20 protein-coding genes are annotated in these 19721 nt (G+C 67.4%); 13 read left to right on the forward strand and 7 right to left on the reverse strand.

Annotated features, from left to right (window positions below; all coding sequences use genetic code 11):
• From Q0897_RS08205 to Q0897_RS08260, 12 genes are all read left to right on the forward strand, one after another.
• The gene (locus Q0897_RS08205) at positions 1-1608 is read left to right on the forward strand and encodes a hypothetical protein (RefSeq protein ID WP_299308796.1); all 1608 of its coding nucleotides are present in this window, start codon (positions 1-3) and stop codon (positions 1606-1608) included.
• A gap of 89 nt (positions 1609-1697) precedes the next feature.
• Positions 1698-2261 carry a flagellar basal body-associated FliL family protein gene (locus Q0897_RS08210; RefSeq protein ID WP_299308798.1) on the forward strand — a complete coding sequence of 188 codons (564 nt, stop codon included), beginning with the start codon at positions 1698-1700 and terminating at the stop codon, positions 2259-2261.
• Positions 2258-3157, forward strand: coding sequence for a flagellar motor switch protein FliM (locus tag Q0897_RS08215; protein WP_299308800.1), 900 nt, complete (start codon positions 2258-2260; stop codon positions 3155-3157). The genes Q0897_RS08210 and Q0897_RS08215 overlap by 4 nt, the downstream gene beginning before the upstream one ends.
• A 15-nt stretch (positions 3158-3172) precedes the next feature.
• Entirely contained in the window at positions 3173-3517 is a 345-nt protein-coding gene (fliN, locus tag Q0897_RS08220; RefSeq protein ID WP_202087080.1) for a flagellar motor switch protein FliN, read from the forward strand.
• On the forward strand, positions 3517-3888 hold the full coding sequence (locus tag Q0897_RS08225) for a flagellar biosynthetic protein FliO (RefSeq protein WP_299308801.1): 372 nt from the start codon (positions 3517-3519) through the stop codon (positions 3886-3888). The genes fliN and Q0897_RS08225 overlap by 1 nt, the downstream gene beginning before the upstream one ends.
• Positions 3889-3926: 38 nt before the next feature.
• Positions 3927-4658, forward strand: a complete 732-nt coding sequence (gene fliP / locus Q0897_RS08230; protein ID WP_366519919.1) for a flagellar type III secretion system pore protein FliP — start codon at positions 3927-3929, stop codon at positions 4656-4658.
• A gap of 11 nt (positions 4659-4669) precedes the next feature.
• Positions 4670-4945 (forward strand): flagellar biosynthetic protein FliQ, encoded by a 276-nt coding sequence (locus tag Q0897_RS08235; protein ID WP_202087076.1) that lies wholly within the window; start codon positions 4670-4672, stop codon positions 4943-4945.
• A 7-nt stretch (positions 4946-4952) separates the two neighbouring features.
• Positions 4953-5738, forward strand: coding sequence for a flagellar biosynthetic protein FliR (gene fliR / locus Q0897_RS08240; RefSeq protein ID WP_202087074.1), 786 nt, complete (start codon positions 4953-4955; stop codon positions 5736-5738).
• Positions 5735-6901: an EscU/YscU/HrcU family type III secretion system export apparatus switch protein gene (locus Q0897_RS08245; protein WP_299308802.1), complete on the forward strand. Its 1167-nt coding sequence runs from the start codon at positions 5735-5737 to the stop codon at positions 6899-6901. Before fliR ends, Q0897_RS08245 begins: the two co-directional genes overlap by 4 nt.
• A 41-nt stretch (positions 6902-6942) precedes the next feature.
• Complete coding sequence (gene fliD, locus Q0897_RS08250; RefSeq protein WP_299308803.1) at positions 6943-8373, forward strand: flagellar filament capping protein FliD; 1431 nt, start codon at positions 6943-6945, stop codon at positions 8371-8373.
• Between the two features lie 4 nt (positions 8374-8377).
• Entirely contained in the window at positions 8378-8764 is a 387-nt protein-coding gene (locus Q0897_RS08255) for a flagellar protein FliS (protein ID WP_299308805.1), read from the forward strand.
• A gap of 71 nt (positions 8765-8835) precedes the next feature.
• Complete coding sequence (locus tag Q0897_RS08260; protein WP_299308807.1) at positions 8836-9099, forward strand: DksA/TraR family C4-type zinc finger protein; 264 nt, start codon at positions 8836-8838, stop codon at positions 9097-9099.
• 72 nt (positions 9100-9171) lie between these two features.
• On the opposite strand, the gene Q0897_RS08265 is transcribed toward Q0897_RS08260, so the two are convergent.
• The 4 genes from Q0897_RS08265 to Q0897_RS08280 all read right to left on the reverse strand — a co-directional run bounded on the left by Q0897_RS08265 (position 9172) and on the right by Q0897_RS08280 (position 14275).
• A complete protein-coding gene (locus tag Q0897_RS08265; RefSeq protein ID WP_299308808.1) occupies positions 9172-9954 on the reverse strand; it encodes an SDR family NAD(P)-dependent oxidoreductase in 783 nt (260 codons plus the stop codon).
• 85 nt (positions 9955-10039) lie between these two features.
• Positions 10040-10555: a YaiI/YqxD family protein gene (locus tag Q0897_RS08270; protein ID WP_299308810.1), complete on the reverse strand. Its 516-nt coding sequence runs from the start codon at positions 10553-10555 to the stop codon at positions 10040-10042.
• A complete protein-coding gene (locus tag Q0897_RS08275; protein WP_299308811.1) occupies positions 10555-12396 on the reverse strand; it encodes a DEAD/DEAH box helicase in 1842 nt (613 codons plus the stop codon). The genes Q0897_RS08270 and Q0897_RS08275 overlap by 1 nt, the downstream gene beginning before the upstream one ends.
• A gap of 178 nt (positions 12397-12574) precedes the next feature.
• Positions 12575-14275: a hypothetical protein gene (locus tag Q0897_RS08280; protein WP_299308813.1), complete on the reverse strand. Its 1701-nt coding sequence runs from the start codon at positions 14273-14275 to the stop codon at positions 12575-12577.
• A 173-nt stretch (positions 14276-14448) separates the two neighbouring features.
• Between Q0897_RS08280 and Q0897_RS08285 the strand changes: the two genes are divergently transcribed.
• Complete coding sequence (locus tag Q0897_RS08285; protein WP_366519914.1) at positions 14449-17655, forward strand: helicase-related protein; 3207 nt, start codon at positions 14449-14451, stop codon at positions 17653-17655.
• 7 nt (positions 17656-17662) lie between these two features.
• Here the strand turns inward: Q0897_RS08285 and Q0897_RS08290 are convergent, their stop codons facing one another.
• The 3 genes from Q0897_RS08290 to Q0897_RS08300 all read right to left on the reverse strand — a co-directional run bounded on the left by Q0897_RS08290 (position 17663) and on the right by Q0897_RS08300 (position 19718).
• Positions 17663-17863 (reverse strand): hypothetical protein, encoded by a 201-nt coding sequence (locus Q0897_RS08290; RefSeq protein WP_299308814.1) that lies wholly within the window; start codon positions 17861-17863, stop codon positions 17663-17665.
• 125 nt (positions 17864-17988) lie between these two features.
• Entirely contained in the window at positions 17989-18315 is a 327-nt protein-coding gene (locus tag Q0897_RS08295; RefSeq protein WP_299308815.1) for a hypothetical protein, read from the reverse strand.
• A gap of 209 nt (positions 18316-18524) precedes the next feature.
• On the reverse strand, positions 18525-19718 hold the full coding sequence (locus Q0897_RS08300) for an NAD(P)/FAD-dependent oxidoreductase (protein WP_299309097.1): 1194 nt from the start codon (positions 19716-19718) through the stop codon (positions 18525-18527).
• Positions 19719-19721: the final 3 nt, after the last annotated feature.

Here is a 19721-nt window from a genome sequence, read left to right on the forward strand (position 1 = left end):
ATGATGATGAACACGATAGCGAGTGCCCTGGCCTTGAATGCGGGCACGGCAAGATCCGGGGCGATCGCGCCGACCCTTCCGGGTGAGAATGCGCCGGTTGCTGGCGGGGTCGGGGGCGATTTTGCCGCCATGATGCGCGCGGCGGGCGCCGATCCCGCAATCGCGCCCGGCGATATGCCGACCATGCCCGGCGTCGGCGCGATGCCCGATGGTGCGGGTGCTGCATTCCTCGACGCGCCGATCGCCCATGCGCCGCCGGGCAATGTTGCATTTGTCGCGCCCCTCATTGCAGGCGAGGAGCCGCACATGACCGCGCTGGACACGGCGGCAACGGACCGCATGAGCCCGGTCGCGCACCCGCAAACCGGCAAGATCCTGCCGCCCGGCAAACCCGGCTTGCCGGACTTGGCCGCAACGGACCCGATCGGCCTGACCGATACCATCGAAGAAGGCACGCGCCCCGCGGTCATCGCGAACCCGAAGACGGCGGCCAAGGCCGTGGAGAACCCTGCCGCATCAATGCAGCCCACCCCCCTGCCCTCTTCGCTCAGGAACGCGACCGCAGCCAGGGTCGGGGCCGAAATGCCCGCCACTTTGCCGGCAAACACCGCCGCGAGACCCATCATTGCGACCTCGGTGTTCAGCGTGTCAGGCAATGGCGCGAGCAAGGGCATTGGCACCGGCGCGATGGCGATCACGCCCGCGCTTCCGCCTGCCGTTTCCGCCCTTCTGAGCGAAGCGCAGATCGGCCGCGTGGGCGAAACGCAGCCCGCACCGGTCGTGCCCGTCCCGGCCGCCCTTGCGAATATCGCGCCGCCCCCTTCAACCGAGCTGCAAGCGCAAACGTTGACCCGGTCGCCAGCGCAGGCAACGGATCTTCTCGCTCCTCAAAACCCGGAAGCGGATATGAAAGCACCTGCCCGAACGGACACGGCGGCGCCCCAGGTCGAGGGGAAGGGACGCAGCGAAATCCCGCTCGTCCAGACCGGCGCCCCGGCGGGCACAGCGGCGCTGCCTGCGACCATGCCGCCATCCGGCGCGTCGCATTCGCCCGCGCCGATGATCGCGGCAGGCAGCGACGCGGCACGAATCGCCGCACATGACTTTGGCGCAGTCGTCGACAGGCTCGCCACCGCGCGCGAAACGGCACAGCCGGCCGCGGCGCGCATCGCCGTGACCCACGCCGAGTTCGGCCAGGTCGGCGTACGTTTCGACGGAGCGCATGCGGGCTCCGCCGGCAATGCGACGACGGCGGCGATGCTGAACGTGACGCTGACCAACGCGGACCCGGATTTTGCGCCGGCGGTCATGGCCGCATTGTCCGAACGCGCGGGGGAACGCCTGGGCGAGCGTGTCGCGGACCGGGGCACGGAACGATTCGCCGAGCAGGGGCAATCGGGCACGCGCCAGGACGGATCGACGCAGGATCAGCCGGCCCGACACGGCGACGCGCGCAATCTTGATCGCGGACATGGCCGGCAGAACGACCGGACCGACCGGGACAGCGTGTTCGACCGCGAATTTGCAAACCTTGCGGGCAGCGGCGAACGGAGCCGAAGCCCCGTCCCGACCCCGCGATCGGTGCGTTCGCGCGGGCTTTATATCTGAGTGAACCCCCAACTGGCGTTAACCAAATTTATAGTCGCCGCGCCGCATAATCGCGGATGTTCACAGTCGCACAGGGGAATCGACACGACATGGCCGAGGACAAGGACACCAAGACGAAAAAGGGCGGCGGCAAGCTGAAACTGATCCTCGCCGCCGTCGTGCTGATCGGTGCGGGCGCGGGTGGTGCCTTTGCCGCGGCGCAGATGGGCTATCTCGCTCCGGCGGGCCATTCCGCGCCGCAGGGGCCGCAACTCGTCCGCAAGGGTGAGGCCGATCCCTACATGCCCGAAGGCGAAAGCGAAGGCGACGCGGTCGAGGGCGAAGGCGGCAGCGAGTTCCGCACCAATTATTACAGCTTCGAACAGCCCTTCACCACCAATCTGCGCCAATCGCCCGCGCTGGTGCAGGTGAGCCTTGCGGCCAGCACGCGGCGCGACGGGCGCGTGCTGCTATGGCTGGCCAAGCACGAGTTGGCGGTGCGGTCCGCGCTGCTCGCTGAACTCGCCGATACGCCGGAAGAGGACGCCTATTCGCAGGAGGGCAAGGCGCGCCTGCAGAAGCGGATGACCGATGCGATCAACGAGGTTCTGGTCCGCACCGAAGGTTTCGGCGGCGTCGATGCCGTCTACTTCCGCGAATATATCGTCCAATGAAGGGCAACTTCACCTTCGTCGCCGAACGGGCGGTGGCGAACCATTCCCCCATTCTGATTTCCAAGAGCCCGGGCCGCGACGAATTTTCAACGCATCTGACACGCGCGGCGCGCGACATTGCGCGGGGTTTGCGGGGCCCGCTTGCCGGTCTGCTTGGTGACGAGATTCCGCGCGTCGAATGCGGATATGTCGAATACCTCACAGGGCGCGAGCTGATCGATCGCGTCGGCCCGCTCGCGGCCAATTGCCTGTTTCAACAGGCCGAAGGCGGACCGCGCATCATGACCAGCGTGGGGGCGCGGGCGGCGCTGTCGCTGACCGACCGGACGTTTGGCGGCAACGGCGACGTGGACGACGAATTGCCGGACCAGTTTCCGATGTCTTCGGAGCTTACGTTAAAGCGGCTCGAAAAGGCGATCGGCGGGGCAATGCGCGGAATTCTGCCGATGGCGGACGGGCCGGACGCAATCTGTCACCGCGCCGAGGATCTCGCCGCGATGTCGCCATTTGCCGAAGGTGACCCGTCACAGATGAGCTGTGGGGTCATCACGCTCCGGGTGGAGGAGCAGGGCCGCGACAGCTGGTCGATCCTGCTGGCCATCATGGAGGAGGATCTGAGCACGCTGTTCGCCGGGCATCCGCGGCTGCCCGCGCCGCGCCGCCGGGCGCGCAGTGCGACCGACGCGCCGTTTGCCGATCTTCCCCTCCCGATCGCGGCGCATCTTGCCGAGCTGACCGTGCCGCTCGCGCGCCTGTCCGCGCTGAAACCCGGCGACGTTCTCCCGCTGAGCGCGAGACGCGAAGTACCGATTTCCATCCGGGGCGTGACCATCGCCCTCGGCGCGGTGGGATCACAGGATGGTCGCGTCGCCATCCGTATCACCCGCAAGCTTTGATAAAGGACAAAACCCATGATCAACAATTCCAGGCGCGGGATGGATTTGCTGCGCAATGTCGGCGTGTGCCTGTCCGTGGAACTGGGCCGCACGGACATGCGGCTGAAGGATGTCCTCGAACTGGGTGAGGACAGCATCGTTCCGCTCGACCGGCTGACGGATGAACTGCTCGAAATCCATGTCAACGGGCGTTGTATCGCGCGGGGCGAAGTCGTGACCGAAGGCAATCGCTTTGCCGTCCGCATCGTCGAACTGGCCGAGGGCGAGGACGATGCTCACGATGCGATGGCCGACATGCTCAATGCCGGAAAGACCGATCGCCGGGCCGGCACTCCGGCGGGTGAGACGGATTTCGGCTGATGGGACTCTACCTCCTCAAGCTATTGATTCTCCTTCCCCTTCTGGGCGGGTTGATCTGGGGCAGTCTCTGGCTGACGAAGCGGATGCAGCAGCGGCTCAACGCGCAGAACGCCGCGGCGGGGCGACCCGAACGCGCCGCGCGGCTCGTGGAAACCACGATGGTTTCGCCCGGCATACGGCTTGCGGTGGTGGAATTTCGCGGGCGGGAAATCCTCATCGGCAGCACGCGCCACGGGCTCACCCGGCTGGCCGAGGTGGACGCCGCCCCGCGCGCGGATTTCGCCCGCGCGGTCGAGGAAGCATGCGTCGTGGACGCCGAAGCAAGAGATGAACGCGCAGACGGTCATGCCAACAAGGACGACCGCAGGTGACCGCGTTTAAGCCCTGGCTTGCGCTTTTTTGTGCAGGCCTGCTGCTCGCGTCGCCCGACCTTGCGCTCGCGCAGGATGGGACCGGGATCGGCGGCGCGATCGACCGCGCATTGGGCGCGGGCAGCGCGGCGGGAGAGGACGCCCCGCTCAGCCTGTCGCTGCAATTGCTACTCATCATGGGGCTGCTCACCATCCTGCCCGCTTTGGTGCTGATGATGACAAGCTTTACCCGGATCATCATCGTGCTTTCGATCCTGCGGCAGGCGATGGGCTTGCAGCAATCGCCGCCCAATCAGGTGCTGATCGGGCTGTCGCTGTTCCTCTCACTCTTCGTGATGGCGCCCACCTTGTCGGCGGTGAACGCCAGCGCTGTCGAACCCTATGCCGCGGGGCGCATCGACGCGGAGGTCGCCATTGCCGAAGCAGGCGACGAATTCCACGCCTTCATGATCCGTCAGACGCGGACCACCGACCTTTCCATGTTCGCCAATATCGCGGAGGCAGGCCAGTTCGCCAGCCCGCAGGACGTGCCCTTCTCGATCCTGCTCCCCGCCTTCGTCACGAGCGAGTTGAAAACCGCATTTCAGATCGGCTTCATGCTGTTCCTGCCGTTTCTCGTCATCGACCTCGTCGTGGCCAGCGTGCTGATGAGCCTTGGCATGATGATGCTGTCGCCCACGATCGTGTCGCTGCCGTTCAAGCTGCTGCTGTTCGTGCTGATCGACGGGTGGGCCTTGCTGATGGGGTCGCTGGCGATGAGCTTTAGCTGAGGGAGGCCGCGATGGACGAATCCTCCGCCCTTCTCGCCCTTACGGACAGGATGCTGTGGACGACCGCGCTGGTGGCCGCGCCGATCCTGCTCGCGGCGCTGGCCGTGGGTCTTATCGTCGGGGTGATCCAGGCCGCCACATCGGTCAACGAACAGACGCTGACCTTCGTGCCGAAACTGGCAATGATCGCGCTCGTGCTCGTGCTCATGGGGGCGGGCATGATGGGGCTGATCGGCGATTTCGCGAAGGATATCTTTGCGCAGATCGCCAATATCTCGCTGTTGTGACGGTGCGATGAGCCTCCCCGATTTCGGCTTCGGCAATATTGAGCAGGAGCTGTGGCGCCTGATCTTCACCATGGTGCGGATCGGGGCGGCGCTCATCGCGGCGCCCATCTTCGGCGCGGCGACCGTGCCGGTTCAGGTGCGCATCGTCTTTGCGGGCGCGATCGCGGTCTTCGTGCTGAACTGGACGCCGGCGGGCGCGGTCATGCCGTCCGACCTCCTCGCCATCGAAACGATGATCGCCTTATTGACAGAGGCGGTCGTCGGTTTTGCGTTCGGCTTCGTGCTGCACCTCTCCTTTGCAGCACCGGTGCTCGCGGCCGAGCAGATCGCGGGCGGCATGGGCATGGCTATCGCCACCGCCGTCGATCCGAACACCGGCGGCCAGTCGGGCGCACTGGGGCAATATTTCACCGTGGTGCTGACGCTCATTTTCCTGTCGGTGGGCGGCCACCTGTTGTGGCTGCGGCTGTTGATCGAAAGCTATCAGACCTTTCCCCCCGGCGCCGAATGGTTCGGGGCCGATCGCGCAATGATGATCGTGGGTTTCGCCGCGCAGATGTTCGCCACCGCGGTCGCCATCGCGCTTCCGGTGACGCTCGTGCTCCTGCTGGTACAGATGGCGACCGGCGTGCTGTCGCGCTCGGCGCCCTCGCTCAACCTCTTTTCGCTCGGCCTGCCCGCAGGGGTGCTGGCGGGGATTGCGGCGCTGATCGCGGCGATGCCGATGCTGACCGATCTGTTCGTCGCGCTGGCGCTCGATTCGGTCACCCATGTCGCGGAGATTTTCGGATGAGCGACAACAGCGGCGAAAAGTCGCAACAACCCACCGAAAAGCGCCGCAAGGACGCCACGAAAAAAGGCGACGTGCTGCGCAGCAAGGAGCTCGCAACGGCGGCGGCGGTGATGGCAGGCGCCTTGTGGCTGCGTTTCGGGGGTGGCTGGATGATGGGCCGGCTGGAGGATTCGGCCCAGGCGAGCCTTTCGTTCGAGCGAGCCGACATCGACGATTTCGATTCCGGCCGGCTCATGCTCGACCTGCTCGTCGCGATGTTGCCGCCGGTGCTGCTGCTCGGCACGGCGGTCATGATCGTCACCGTGATCAGCCAGCTGACCATTGGCGACGGGCGCTTCATGGCGGCCAATCTGCAACCCAAGCCGTCGCGGCTCAATCCCGCCTCCGGGTTCAAGCGCATGTTCGGCCCCAACGGGCTGATCGAGCTGGGCAAGAGCGTGCTGAAGCTCATCCTGCTCGGCGGGATGGCGGCATGGTGGGCGCGTGATGCGCTGCCAGACGTGCTGGCGCTGGGCCGGGGCGATCTGACCGGGCAGCTGACCGCCGCGTGGGAGGCAATTACCTCCCTGCTGATGCTGCTTGCCGTGGGGCTGGCGATGATCGCGATGATCGACTTCCCGATTCAGTGGGTCCGGCGCATGGGCCGGCTCAAGATGACGATGCAGCAGGTCCGCGACGAGTATAAGGAGACCGAGGGAAGCCCCGAGAAAAAGGCCGCCATCCGCAACAAGCAACGCCAATTGTCGCGCGGCGGGGTGGCCTCGGCAATGGCCGAGGCAGATTTCGTCCTCACCAACCCGGTGCAGTTCGCCGTCGCGCTGAAATACGATCCGGCACTGGCGGGCGCGCCGATCGTGCTGGCGCGCGGGCGGGCGGAAAAGGCGGCGGCCATGCGTGAGCTGGCGGCGGAGAACCGGGTTCCCGTGCTCGAATATCCGGCTCTGGCACGCTCGGTCTATTTCACCACGCGCGAGAATCAGGTGATCCGCGAGGAACTCTATGCCGCGGTCGCCAGCGTGCTGGCCTTCGTCTTTGCATTGAAACGCGGCGACCGGCCGGCACGACCGGATGTCACCGTTCCAGTCGAGGTGCAGTTCGACGCCGACGGGCGCGCCGCGGCCAAACCTGCGAAGCCTGCCCGCAAAACCGATACGGCCACGTGAGCCCCCCTTAAACACGGCATGACCGGGACGTTCTTGGCACCATGGATAACTCAACCACCTCAATCGTAAGCGCGCTGGGCGCAGGCAGCGGCGTCGACATGGCCAAGCTGGCGAGCGACCTTGCCGCCGCGCGCTTCGCCTCCAAGATTGCGCAGCTCGAAAACCGGGCCGAGACGCTGGACCTACGGATTTCCTCGGCTGCGACGCTCAAATCCTCGCTCAATGAACTTGCCTCGGCGCTGGGCGACCGTATCCGCACCGGCGACCTCGCGCCCAAGCCGACGAGCAGCAATCCTGCGGTGGCGACCGCCAAGGTCGCCTCCGGCGGCACCGCAAGCGGGAGCTATTCGCTTGAAGTCACGCAGCTTGCCAAGGCGCAGACGCTCGCACTCGCGCCCTATGGCGCCGCAACCGATCCGGTCGGCGAGGGCACGCTGACCATCCGTTTCGGCAGCACCGCGGGCGGCACCTTTGCCGAGGATACGGCACAGACCGCGATGTCCATCAATGTCGCGGCGGGCGATTCGCTCAATGACGTGGCCAATGCCATCAACCTGGCGGGCGGCAGTGTCACCGCCTATGTAATCGAGGGCGAGGCCGGCGCGCAGCTCGTGATGAAGGGCGCCGAGGGGCAGAACAACGGATTTGTCGTCGAGGGCACCGGGGCCAGCGCAGGCGGCGGCGCGCCCGGCTCGATCGACTATCTCAGCTGGTCGCCCGCCACCGATAGCGGGCAGCTCAAGCAAGCCTCCGCCGATGCGCTCTACAGCTTTGACGGCATTCAGATGCGTTCGCCCTCCAATACGGCGACCAACCTGCCCGGCGGGCTGTCGCTCACGCTGACGGGCGTGAATACGGGCAATCCGGCGACGATCACCTTTGCCGACAGAGCCACGCAGATCGAGAGCATGATGGTGGATTTCACCGCCGCGCTGAACGATATTGCCGGGCAGCTTGCGCAGACCGCCGCGCCGCTGGGTGGCGAGCTGGGCAATGATCCCGGTGCGCGCGCGCTCAAACGCGATCTTTCCGCCTTTGCCGGTCTCGTGGTGATGCCCAATGCGGCACCCGGCGAACCGTCCCGCCTCGCCGATCTTGGGCTGACACGCGACCGCGACGGCACGTTCCGCCTCGATGTAGCCCGGCTGAAAACCACGCTGACCGACGCGCCGGAGGCTGCGGCCGCCATGTTCACCACCGGGCTTTATGGGGTGTTTTCCACGCTCGACAATCTGGCCCGTCGCACCGGTTCCGCCACGGATCCCGGCCGCATCGGCGGTTCGATCAAGCGGTACACGCGGCAGCGCGAGGCCATTACCGAAAGCCTGAAGAAGATCGGCGAACAGCAGGACCGCTTGCGCGAGCAGATGACGAAAACCTTCGCCGCATCCGATTCGCGCGTGGCGCAATCGCAATCGACGCTGTCCTTCCTGAAGAGCCAGATCGCCGTGTGGAACGCGGCGCGGGATTGATGCGGTGCTGGTCTGCCGCGACCCTGCCGAAGCTTATCGCCGCGCGGCATTCGACCTTCGCGTTTCGGGCTCGGACGTTCACGCGCTGACGGCGCTGTGTTTCGAGGAGGCCATCGCGGCGGTCAATCGGGCCTGCTACGCGCATGTGCACGGGCATACGTTGCTGCGCGGGCGCGCGATGGCGCGGGCGCGATCCGCCCTCACCGCGTTGAAGGCGGGCGTCGACATCACTCATCCCATGGGCGAGCCGCTGCTCACCATCTATGACGCCGCCGATGCGGCGATCGTTCATTCGATGTCGCATTTCGATCGCGACGCGATGATCCGCGTGTCCGATGATCTTCAGGAGATTGCCGGCGCGCTGGCGCAGGCCGCGCGCAACATGGCGTGATCCCGCGCACTGGAAAAATCGCAGGCCGCCCCCATATCGAAACCATCACCCAGCAATGATGGAGGCCCGCCATGGCCGGAGGATGGACCCGCGACGGCGCGGTACAGGATCAGATCGACGACACGGTGGCCGACGCGGTTTCGGCCGCCCGTTCACGCATGCCGCGCGGCGAGAGCCTCGAATATTGCGCGGTGTGCGGGGAGGATATTCCCGAAAAACGGCGGCAGGCGCTCCCCGGCGTGCGCAATTGCATCGCGTGTCAGGCCACAGCGGACAAGCGCACAGCCCATGCCGGGATCAATCGGCGCGGCTCGAAGGACAGCCAGCTGCGCTGAACCCATTTCGCGACCATGCCGCGGATGCGGGGCGGCCCGCCGCGATGCGACACGCCGCCCCCCGCCGAAAGATCAGCGCGGCGCCATGCGGATCCCGCCGTCGAGCCGGATGCTGGTCCCGTTGACATAGGCATTCTCGATCAGCGTCATTGCGATGTCGGCATATTCCGACGGCTTGCCCAGGCGTTTGGGGAACGGCACCGACGCGGCGAGCGCGTCCTGCACCTTTTCGGGCATGCCTTCCATCATTGGCGTCTGAAAAATGCCGGGCAGGATCGTGTTGATGCGAATCCCCTCCCCCATGAGATCGCGCGCGACCGGGAGCGTCATGCCCAGCACGCCGGCCTTCGACGCGGTATAGGCGGCCTGGCCGATCTGCCCGTCCTCCGCCGCGACCGATGCGGTGGTGACGATCGCGCCGCGCTCGCCATCCTCGCCCGCGGGCAGCCCCATCATGCCCTGCGCGGCGAGGGCGATGCACCGGAACGTCCCGACCAGATTGATGTCGATCACCTTTTCGAAGGCCCCGAAATCGAAGGTCTTGATGCTGTCGTCCTCGCGGCTGCGCGATGCGGTCTTCTGCGCGACGACAATCCCGGCACAGCATACCAGGATCGTTTCCTGGCCCAGCTGTTCACGCGATTGGGCAAAGGCCGCCTCGATGCTGGCCTTGTCCGTGACGTCGGTTTCGCAGAACAGCCCGCCGATCTCGCCCGCAATCTGCGCGCCGCGTTCGGCATCCCGGTCGAAGAGCGCGACCTTCGCGCCCTTCGCGGCGAGGGCGCGGGCCGTCGCGGCGCCGAGGCCGGAAGCCCCGCCGGTGACGACGGCAACGGTATCCTTGGTAATCTTCATCGGGCATCTCCTGTCATTCGTGCGTCTAACGATCTTGCGGCTGGCCATGCCGAAAGGGCGCCGAGGTGACAAGCTGTACCATCCGTCAGGACGGCGTTGATCGCACCTGCCGCCCCAGCCGCACGATTTCGCGGTCCAGCACCTGAAGGAATTGCGAGCGGTCCGATTTGCATAACGGCGGCGGTCCGCCGATCTGTTCGCCGCCCTGACCGATACCGGCGCGCAGGTTCGCCATGATCGCGCGCGTGGCGATGGCGCTTCCGATCGAGGCGGTGGTGAACGGCTTGCCATTGGGCGCGATGACGGTGCCGCCCGCCTTCAACCCGCGGTCGGCCAGCAGGATGTCGGTCGTCACGATCAGCGCATCGCTATCGACCCGCGCCGCGATCCAGTCGTCCGCCGCATCGAAGCCATCGTCCACCACCACCTGCCGCACGAGCGGATGCGCGGGCACCCGAAAATGGCTGTTGCTGACGATGGCGACGGGGACCGCGTGGCGAAAGGCGACCTTGTAGATCTCCTCCTTCACCGGGCAGGCATCGGCATCGACCAGTATCCTGAGGCCGGTGCCGATGTCGCCGATGGTCGCCATGGGGGGCATTACTGCTCCTTGGGTGCGCCCTTGCGGTGGGGTTTACCCTTCGGCTTGCCCTTGAAACCGCCGGGTTTGCCGGGACCGCCGTCACGGTCGCCGAACGACTTGCGGCCACCCTTCGCGAACCGGCCCTTGCCGCCATTCCCGCCATAGGGCGGGCGCGGCTTGCCCCGGCGTTCGCCGTCATCGCCGCCGCCGCGCGGGTCGAAACCGCCGCGACGGTTTTCACGCGCCTGTTCGCGCGGGGCTTCGTCCGAACGGGTGATGGTCACGTCGCCGCCGTCGTCGGTGCCCGCGGTGCGCGCGACCGATGCCTCGAACTTGCCGGCGATCGCGGTCGGCACCTGCACGAAGGTTTCGTTGCCGGCGATGCGAATCGCGCCGACCTCGTTCTTGGTAATATGCCCGCGCCGGCACAAAAGCGGCAGGATCCAGCGCGCATCCGCGTTCTGACGCCGCCCGATGTCCAGCCGGAACCACACGACATCCTCGAATCCGGGGCGGTGGCGTTCCTTCTGCGCGGCCTTGCGTGCCTCGGGCGTGTTGGGGATCAATTCCTCGGGCTGCGGCATGGCGGCGCGATGGGCGCGGACCAGCGCGGCGGCAATATCCTCGGGCGATTTTTCGGCGATGAGGCGCTGCGCCAATGCGCGATCCTCGTCGTCGAATTCGACCGGTTCCATCAATGCGGAGAGCAGGCGTTCGCGGTCCTGCTTGCGAATGTCGTCGGGGGTCGGGGCGTCGATCCACTCCGCCTCGATCCGGGCGCCGCGCAACATGGATTCGACGCGGCGGCGGCGGGGATAGGGCACGACGATGACCGCGGTGCCCTTCTTGCCCGCGCGGCCGGTCCGGCCCGAGCGGTGCTGAAGCGTTTCGGCATCGCGCGGAATCTCGACATGCACGACGAGCGTCAGCGTCGGCAGATCGATCCCGCGCGCGGCGACATCGGTGGCGACGCACACGCGCGCACGGCGATCGCGCAGCGCCTGCAACGCATGGTTGCGTTCGTTCTGCGAATGCTCGCCCGACAGGGCAACGGCGGTAAATCCGCGCTCCTGCAGCGTGGCGTGCAGGCGGCGCACATTGTCGCGCGTCGCGCAGAACAGGATCGCCGTTTCCGCCTCGTGAAAGCGCAGCAGGTTGACCACGGCGGCATCGACATCGGCGGGCGACACGGTCATCGCCTGATACGCGATATCGCCATGGCCGCGATCGTCGCCGACGGTGGAAATGCGCAGGGCATCGTCCTGATACCGGCGGGCGAGCGCCACGATCGGTTTCGGCATGGTCGCGGAAAACAGCAGCGTGCGGCGACCTTCGGGCGTCGCGTCGAGGATCTCTTCCAGATCCTCCCGGAAGCCCATGTCGAGCATTTCGTCCGCCTCGTCGAGGACGACCGCCTTCAGTTCCGACAGGTCGAGCGCGCCGCGTTCGAGATGGTCGCGCAGCCGGCCCGGCGTGCCGACGACGATCTGCGCCCCGCGGCTAAGGTTACGGCGCTCCTTCGATGCGTCCATGCCGCCGACGCAGGTGGCAATGCGCGAGCCTGCCTTGCCATAGAGCCACATGAGCTCCCGGCTGACCTGCAGGGCGAGTTCGCGCGTCGGCGCGATGACGAGCGCGGCGGGCGCGGTGCCGAACACGGTCATGTCGTCGGCGATCAGCAGGTCGGCCATGGCCATGCCAAAGGCGACGGTCTTGCCCGAACCGGTCTGCGCCGACACGATGAGGTCGCGGCCTATCGCTTCGGGTTCCAGCACGGCGGCCTGCACGGCGGTGGGTTGTTCATAGCCGCGTTCGGCAAGGGCTTCGCCGAGAACCGGCGGGAGTTGGGAAAAAATCATGAGTCTCGCAATTCGGGCCGGGCCGCAATGCGGGTTCGGCCGGGGATGATGGTCGGCCTGAAAGCGGTTCGGCGCCTGTGGCGCGGACCGTCCGGGCGCGATGGCCCGTCTGCCGATGGGCGGGCCATACACGATTCCACGCGCTTTGGCTTGCGTTAATTGCGCATGCGTCGGCGCGCTACAGGCCGAACGCCTTCAACGCGGTGTCGAACGCCCCTTCGAGGCCGCCGCGCGCGCCGGTTCCGCGCCGTCCGGCCATGGGTGCCTCTTCCACGATGAGGATGCCTGTCCCGCGCTCGACCCTGTCCTTCAACAATTGTTCGCGGCCGAGGAAATAGGGCCAGAACGTCTCCGTCCGGGTCACGGAATAGGCGAGGTCGGCGCTGAACCCGACAAGCTGGTCCTGTCCGAAGATGCGCCCGTGTTCGGCCCGTTCGATGCGGACCCCGCGCCCGCCCTTGATCGCCAGCCGGGCCGGCCCGTGAAACACCAGATAGCGCAATTGCAGCGTGAGCCACGCATTGAGCGAGAACAAGCGCCAATGGCTCGTCACCCGCGTGGGCCGGTCCCGCGGATGCGCCACCGCGGCCAGCGCGCGCGGTTGCAGCACGCAGGAGCCGCCCTCGGGCAGGTCCAGCACGGCAATCTCGGCAAACGGATCGCGCGTGGCGGAAATGGTCGTCACCTCCCCGTCGCCGGTGATGCGCGTCAGGAACGTCATCCCCGCCGCGATGCTGGACAAGGGATGGCGCGCATCGAGCAGCCATTGCGTGCGCTTTGCCCCGATGCCGGAGCTTGTCTGCAAGTAATCCTGCCGCACCAGCAATTGCTCCCCGTCGCGCAGGCGAACCGCAACCGACGCGCGACTTTCCGGCGCGGTCGGGATCGTCGCCCCCGCCCCGCCCGGCACGCGAAGCCGGATCGCGGCCCGCCGCTGCGCCAGCGGGGCAAGCACGAACCAGAACAAGAGCCGGATCGCATAGGGCATCAGCACCACGGCCAGAAACGCCCAGCCCGCCGCGCGCAGGATGTCGAACACGTGCCAGCGTTCCGCCTGCCGCATGGTCCGCGCGCGCAGGGAGTTTTGCGCCGCGCTGCGTTCGGCGGCGAGCGCCGCGTCGAGATCGGCGCTCACATCGTCCAGCGTCCCGGCGGACCATTGGCGCGCCGCGTCATAGCGCGCATCCGCCGTGCGCCACGCATCGTAAAGGGCACGCTTGCGCTGCGCCGTGCGGGCGGTTTCGCACCGTGCATCGCGCCGCACGATCAGCGTGCTGCGTTCGGAGCGCAGCAGTTCGCGCACCGCCCCTTCGATCCACGGCTCGCTTTCGAACGCGGCCAGTTCGCGGCGGGCCTCATTGCACCGGCGCTGCGCCGCGGCGGCGGCGGCGCGGGTCGGGATGGGCCCTGCGGCCCGCACCCGCGCGGCGGCGGCGGCGCGCAGATCGCCGGCGCGCGCCGCGTCCTGCGCCGATTGCAGCGCGGCGATTTCCTGCCGGAGCACGGCGATGCGCAATTCCGCGCGCTTACGGGTCACGATGGCAGACGGGTTCACCCGGTCGAGCAGCGCCGGCTCGCCCAGCGCGGCCTCCGCCTCGGCAAGCGCGGCGCGCCGCGTGGCGATCTTTTGCGCCAGCCTTTGCGCCCCGTAATCGCCGAACCGGGCTGCGTCGCGGTTCAGCCGTGCCTGCGCCTCGGTCCGCATCGCATCCACCTCCGCGATGCTGCTTTCGAGCGCGGTGGCATTCGCCTCCGCCTCGCCCCCGCCGTTCCATTCGCGGATCAGCGTGGGCAGCACGAAGCTTGCAAACCCGATGGCGATCACCAGCCCCAGGTAAAGCAGCGCCCGCCGCCCGATCCAGCCGAGCAGCGGCCTCACCGCAACGGTCCCCCTGTATCGTCCCGCCGTGCTGATGTCGCAAATTCGTCCATTCCCGCCGCCATGCCAGCAAACCCGGCCCGCGCCAATCGCGAAGCATGCGCGGCCGGACGGGAACGCACGCCCCATGCGCCCGTTCTTGGCGGCATTGCCATGGTGAAAGAATTGCCTTCATGCCCGATGCTGGGCCCGACACGAAAACCGCCGCCGCGCGCCTGACCGCCGACGTGCCCGCCCCCGACCCCGCCCGCGATTTCGGCCTTTGCGAAACCGCCGCCATGCTCGCCGAACGCTTGGTGGAGGGCGATGTCTTCATGGCCGCGCGCGACGAACCGCGCGCCCGCGCCATTGCCGCGTGCCTCGATGCGCTGATGCCCGATGCGCTGGTCGCCTTCGTCCCGTCCAGCGATGCATTGCCCGGCGACGATGCCCCTGCCTCCCCCGCCAATGTGGGACAGCGGGTGTCGGCCCTGCGCGCGGTGCATGCCGCGCTTGGCCGCAAGGATCGCCCGGCCATCGCGCTGGTGACCACGGGCGAGGCGCTCGCCCGCGCCTATCCCGCGCCCGGTGCCTATGGCGCGATGCCGCCCGCGGTGGAGGTGGGCGAAACGCTCGATCTCGACGCGCTGGCGCAGCGATTGCAGGCGATCGGCTATTTCCACGACGAACGCGTCGACGAGCCGGGCGAGGTCGCGCTGCGCGGGCAGGTACTCGACGTGTTTCCCGCCGACGCGGCGCATCCCCTGCGGATCGAGGCGAAGGACGGCACGGTTGCGGCGATCCATGTCTATGACGCCGGCGACCAACGCACGATCGAGGATTGCGACACATGCGAAATCGGCCGCGCCGCCGAACCGGAGGGCGATGGCGATCTGGTGCCGCTGCTTGCCCACCTGCCCGATGCGCCCGTCATCCTGGCCGAGGGGGCGGACGAAAGGCGGCGGCGGTTCCTCGCACTGGCCGAGGATGCGGCGAGCCGGCGTTCGGCCCGCGCGCTGCGGATCGTGACGGGGGAAGAGGAGTGGGCCGCCGCGCTCGACCGGCGCGCGACGCAGGCCATCGCCCGCCACGGCGAACCGCCGCCGCGTTTCGTCGAGGCGAAGCGCACGCAGGCCGCCTTTGACAAGTTTGTAAGCGAACGGCGCAAGGCGGGGGACCGTATCGTCCTTCTGGGCAGCGCGCGCGACCTGCGCTTCCTCCGCCGCCGCGCGGCCAGGGCGCTCGGCAAGATTGGCGAGGCGCAGGGCTGGACCGCCGTACTCGATGCGGAGCCGGGCGCGGTTCTCGCGCTCCCCGCGCCGGCCGACCGCGGCTTCATGCGCGACGGCATCGCCGCGGTCGCCGCCGCCGACCTCCTCGGCAGCCGGGCCGACCGGGGGCAGGATGCCGCCACCCCGTCCCATCGCGAGGTTTTCGATTTCGGGGAGATTCGCGTCGGCGATGTCGTGGTGCACGAGGACCATGGCCTCGCGCAGGTCGCCGGATTGCGCGCCATGGAGGGGATCGAGGGTGCGTCTGGCGATGCCATTGCGCTGACCTATGCCGATGACAATACGCGGCTCGTCCCGGTGGACGAGGCCGATCTCGTCTGGCGTTACGGGGCGGAGGCGGATGCCGTCACGCTGGACCGGCTCGACGGGTCGAGCTGGCTCAAACGCCGCGCCGAAATCGACCGCGCCATCGCCGACAGCGCCCGCACACTCATCGACATGGCCAAGGCGCGCGAAAATGCGAATGCGCCGGTGCTCGACCCCGATCCCGACGCATACGAACGCTTTTCCGCCGGTTTCCCCTTTACCGAAACGCCGGATCAGGCCCGCGCGATCGAAGCCGTGCGCGACGATCTCGCCAGCGGGAAGCCGATGGACCGGCTCGTCGTCGGCGATGTGGGCTATGGCAAGACCGAGGTTGCCCTGCGCGCCGCGGCCATCGCCGCCCTGTCGGGAAAACAGGTCGCCATCGCCGCGCCGACGACGGTGCTCGCGCGGCAGCATCTGGAGGAATTTCGCGCCCGTTTCGCCGGCACCGGAATCGAGGTCGCCGGATTGTCCCGCCTGTCCACCGCCGCGGAGAAAAAAGCGGTCAAACAAGGGGTGCAGGACGGCCGCATTTCCATCGTCGTCGGCACCGGCGCGGTCGCAGGCAAAGGCGTCACCTATGCCGATCTCGCGCTTGTCATCATCGACGAGGAGCAGCGTTTCGGCACGAAGGATAAAAACGCCCTGCGCGCATTGAGCGCGGGCCACGCGCTTTCGCTGTCGGCGACGCCCATTCCTCGCACGCTGCAGACCGCGCTCGTCGGGCTACAGCAATTGTCGGTCATCGCGACGCCGCCCGCCCGGCGGCAGCCGATCCGCACCGCCGTCGGCGCCTTCGACGGCGAACGGGTGCGCAGCGCATTGCTCCGCGAAAAGGCGCGCGGCGGGCAAAGCTTCGTCGTGGTGCCCCGGATCGAGGACATGGAACCGCTCTCGGCAAAGCTGGAACGGCTGGTCCCCGAATTGTCCGTCGTCACCGCGCATGGCAGGATGAAGGCCAGCGCCATCGACGAGGCCATGGTCGGCTTTGCCCGCGGCGAGGGCGACGTGCTGCTCGCCACCAATATCATCGAGGCCGGGCTGGACGTGCCGCGCGCCAACACGATGATCATCTGGCGCGCCGACCGTTTCGGCCTGTCGCAATTGCACCAGCTTCGCGGCCGGGTCGGGCGGGCCAGCCGGCGGGGCAATGTCATGCTGTTGACCGATCCCGATGCCGAGATCGCGCCCGCGACATTGAAACGGCTCCGCACGCTGGAAGCGTTCGACAGGCTGGGCGCCGGGTTCGCCATTTCGGCCCGCGATCTCGACATGCGCGGGGCGGGCGACCTTCTGGGCGAGGCGCAGGCCGGGCACATGAAGCTGATCGGGATCGACCTCTATCAATTCCTGCTCGAATCGGCCTTGCGCACCGCGCGCGGCGAGGTCGTCGAACGCTGGGCGCCGGAACTCAATCTCGGCGTGGAGGGGCGCCTGCCCGCGGAATGGATCCCGGACGAGGAGATCCGCGTGACGCTCTATGCCCGGCTGGCGCGGATCGCCGACACGATCGGGCTGGATGCGTTTGTCGCGGAGCTGGAGGACCGGTTCGGCGCGCTGCCCGACGCGGCGGCGACGTTGATCGCGGTGGCGCGTATCCGGGTGGAGGCCCGCGCCGCCGCCATTGCGCGCATCGACGCCGGTCCTGCTGCCATCGCACTCACCCCGCGGGAGGGATTCGATGGCGATGCGAAGGCGGCGGGGCTGAAGCAAAAGGACGACCGCCTCATCCTTGCCGAGCGGATCGAGGACGAGATGGAACGGCTCGACCGCATCGCCGAGCTGGTCGGGGAGTTGACCTAGCCGGAGGTCAGAAGCCCAGCTTGCCCACGGCGCCACCGATCATGATGCCGGTGGCGAAAAGCATGACACCCACGGCAAACGCGATGAGAACAAGCTCGCCGTTGATGCGCGCTTTCAGGAACATCTCGACCGGATCGCGTTCCGAAGAGGCCGGTGACGATGTCTTGCGCCTGCCTTCGGGCTCGTTTGTGCTTCTTTCATCAGTCATGGGCCGCATCCTACCGGACGCTAGGACACATTGCAAAGGCACGCCGGGGATCGACCATCACCACATGGCCGGCACGGCCTTGCCAAAGGGGGCGGGCGTATGGCTCGGCCGCAAGAGCACCCCCCTCATGGCACAGCGGCGCAATTTTTAAGGCGGATGATCTTCGAAATCTTGTCTCCGACTTCATCCAGTGTCGCGTGAAGGCGGTTGATCTGCGAAACGGACGACGCCAGTTCCGGCCCGTACCGCGAAACCAGATATTCCCGCCTCGTCATAAGGTCGCACAAATGCGCGGCAGTCTTGGCCCGCAGCACCAGCCCGCATTGCGTGGCCAGCTCCTTTTTCATGGCGAGGTCATGCTGCGTGCCTCGTACATCCGCCGGGCTGTGCCCGCCACTCAGCAGGAGCGCGTTCAGATAGAGTTCGATCGCCTGAATCGCGAGCAGCCGCATGGGCGCAAAGGAAATGGGCTTCCCCTTCTTTCCCTCTGGCCGAAGGCTGGAGGCCGCCTTGCGATATTCGTCGGCGAGGGCCTGGATATCCGCAACGGAGGCCAGATCACCCGGGTAAAGAGCTTTGTTTACCATGACGGGACATTGGCAGGGCAAAAGCTAACAACCCGTTACTGCAAAAGGTGCTGGCGCGAGGATCGAAATTCGTTCTACACCGCCTGCGCCGCGGCCATGCCGCTGGCCCAGGCCCATTGGAAATTATACCCGCCGAGCCAGCCTGTGACGTCCACCGCCTCGCCGATCGCATAGAGGCCCGGAACGCGGCGCGATTCCATGGTTTTTGACGATAGTTCGCCGCAGGCGATGCCGCCCACCGTCACCTCCGCCTTCGCAAAACCCTCGGTCCCGTTGGGGGCAAAGCGCCAGTCGCGCAGCCGCGCCTCCGCACCGGCAAGCGCCTTGTCCGGCATGTTGCCCAGCTCGCGCGGCGCGTCGATCCGGTCGGCCAGCGTGTCGGCCAGCCGCGCGGGCAGATGTTCGCGCAGCATCGTGCGCAGCGTCGCACGCGGATGCCCCCGCTTGGCCGCAAGGAGCCACTCCGCCTCCGCATCGGGCAGGAAATCGACGCCGACCGTATCGCCGTGCCGCCAGTACGACGACACCTGCAGGATCGCCGGCCCGGACAGGCCGCGATGGGTAAAGAGCGCCGCCTCGCGAAAGCGCGCCTTGCCCGCAACCGCCGACACCTCGGTCGAAACGCCCGACAATTCCCGGAACAGCACCTGTTCCCCGCCGAGCGTGAGCGGCACCAGCGCCGGGCGCGGCTCCACGATCTTTATCCCGAATTGCCGCGCAAGGTCATAGGCGAAACCGCTCGCGCCGAGCTTCGGAATCGATGGCCCGCCCGTCGCGATCACCAGCGACGATGCGCGGAATGCGCCGCCCCCGGTCGCCACCGTGAAGCGCGCATCGGCATGCGACACGCCCGATACCGGCTCGCCGCAATGCACGTCGACCACGCCGCCGGCCGCGCCCGCCTTCGCACATTCGGCGAGGAGAAGATCCACGATCTGCTGTGCCGAACCATCGCAGAACAGCTGGCCCAGCGTCTTTTCATGCCAGGCGATCCCGTGGCTTTCGACCAGCGCGAGAAAATCGGCGGCGGTATAGCGCGACAGCGCGCTTTTCGCGAAATGCGGGTTGGACGAAATATAACGGTCGGGCGCGGTATGGATGTTGGTGAAATTGCACCGCCCACCGCCGGAGATAAGGATTTTCTTCCCCACCCGGTCGCCATGCTCGATCACCGCGACGCGCCGGCCGCGCTGCCCGGCGAAGGCGGCGCACATCAGCCCCGCCGCCCCGCCGCCCAGCACTATCGCATCGTAGTCCTGCGGCTCGATTGC

The organism is uncultured Croceicoccus sp., from assembly GCF_947496385.1.
GTDB lineage: Bacteria > Pseudomonadota > Alphaproteobacteria > Sphingomonadales > Sphingomonadaceae > Croceicoccus.

Bases quoted from the DNA above. Each gene is read 5' to 3' on its own strand.
- Q0897_RS08260 (WP_299308807.1), top strand. From the start codon at position 8,836: ATGGCCGGAGGATGGACCCGCGACGGCGCGGTACAGGATCAGATCGAC.
- fliD (WP_299308803.1), top strand. From the start codon at position 6,943: ATGGATAACTCAACCACCTCAATCGTAAGCGCGCTGGGCGCAGGCAGC.
- Q0897_RS08245 (WP_299308802.1), top strand. From the start codon at position 5,735: ATGAGCGACAACAGCGGCGAAAAGTCGCAACAACCCACCGAAAAGCGC.
- Q0897_RS08270 (WP_299308810.1), bottom strand. From the start codon at position 10,555: ATGCCCCCCATGGCGACCATCGGCGACATCGGCACCGGCCTCAGGATA.
- Q0897_RS08290 (WP_299308814.1), bottom strand. From the start codon at position 17,863: ATGACTGATGAAAGAAGCACAAACGAGCCCGAAGGCAGGCGCAAGACA.
- Q0897_RS08225 (WP_299308801.1), top strand. From the start codon at position 3,517: ATGGGACTCTACCTCCTCAAGCTATTGATTCTCCTTCCCCTTCTGGGC.
- Q0897_RS08210 (WP_299308798.1), top strand. From the start codon at position 1,698: ATGGCCGAGGACAAGGACACCAAGACGAAAAAGGGCGGCGGCAAGCTG.
- fliN (WP_202087080.1), top strand. From the start codon at position 3,173: ATGATCAACAATTCCAGGCGCGGGATGGATTTGCTGCGCAATGTCGGC.
- Q0897_RS08265 (WP_299308808.1), bottom strand. From the start codon at position 9,954: ATGAAGATTACCAAGGATACCGTTGCCGTCGTCACCGGCGGGGCTTCC.
- Q0897_RS08205 (WP_299308796.1), top strand. From the start codon at position 1: ATGATGATGAACACGATAGCGAGTGCCCTGGCCTTGAATGCGGGCACG.
- Q0897_RS08215 (WP_299308800.1), top strand. From the start codon at position 2,258: ATGAAGGGCAACTTCACCTTCGTCGCCGAACGGGCGGTGGCGAACCAT.
- Q0897_RS08285 (WP_366519914.1), top strand. From the start codon at position 14,449: ATGCCCGATGCTGGGCCCGACACGAAAACCGCCGCCGCGCGCCTGACC.
- fliR (WP_202087074.1), top strand. From the start codon at position 4,953: ATGAGCCTCCCCGATTTCGGCTTCGGCAATATTGAGCAGGAGCTGTGG.
- Q0897_RS08295 (WP_299308815.1), bottom strand. From the start codon at position 18,315: ATGCGGCTGCTCGCGATTCAGGCGATCGAACTCTATCTGAACGCGCTC.
- Q0897_RS08275 (WP_299308811.1), bottom strand. From the start codon at position 12,396: ATGATTTTTTCCCAACTCCCGCCGGTTCTCGGCGAAGCCCTTGCCGAA.
- Q0897_RS08235 (WP_202087076.1), top strand. From the start codon at position 4,670: ATGGACGAATCCTCCGCCCTTCTCGCCCTTACGGACAGGATGCTGTGG.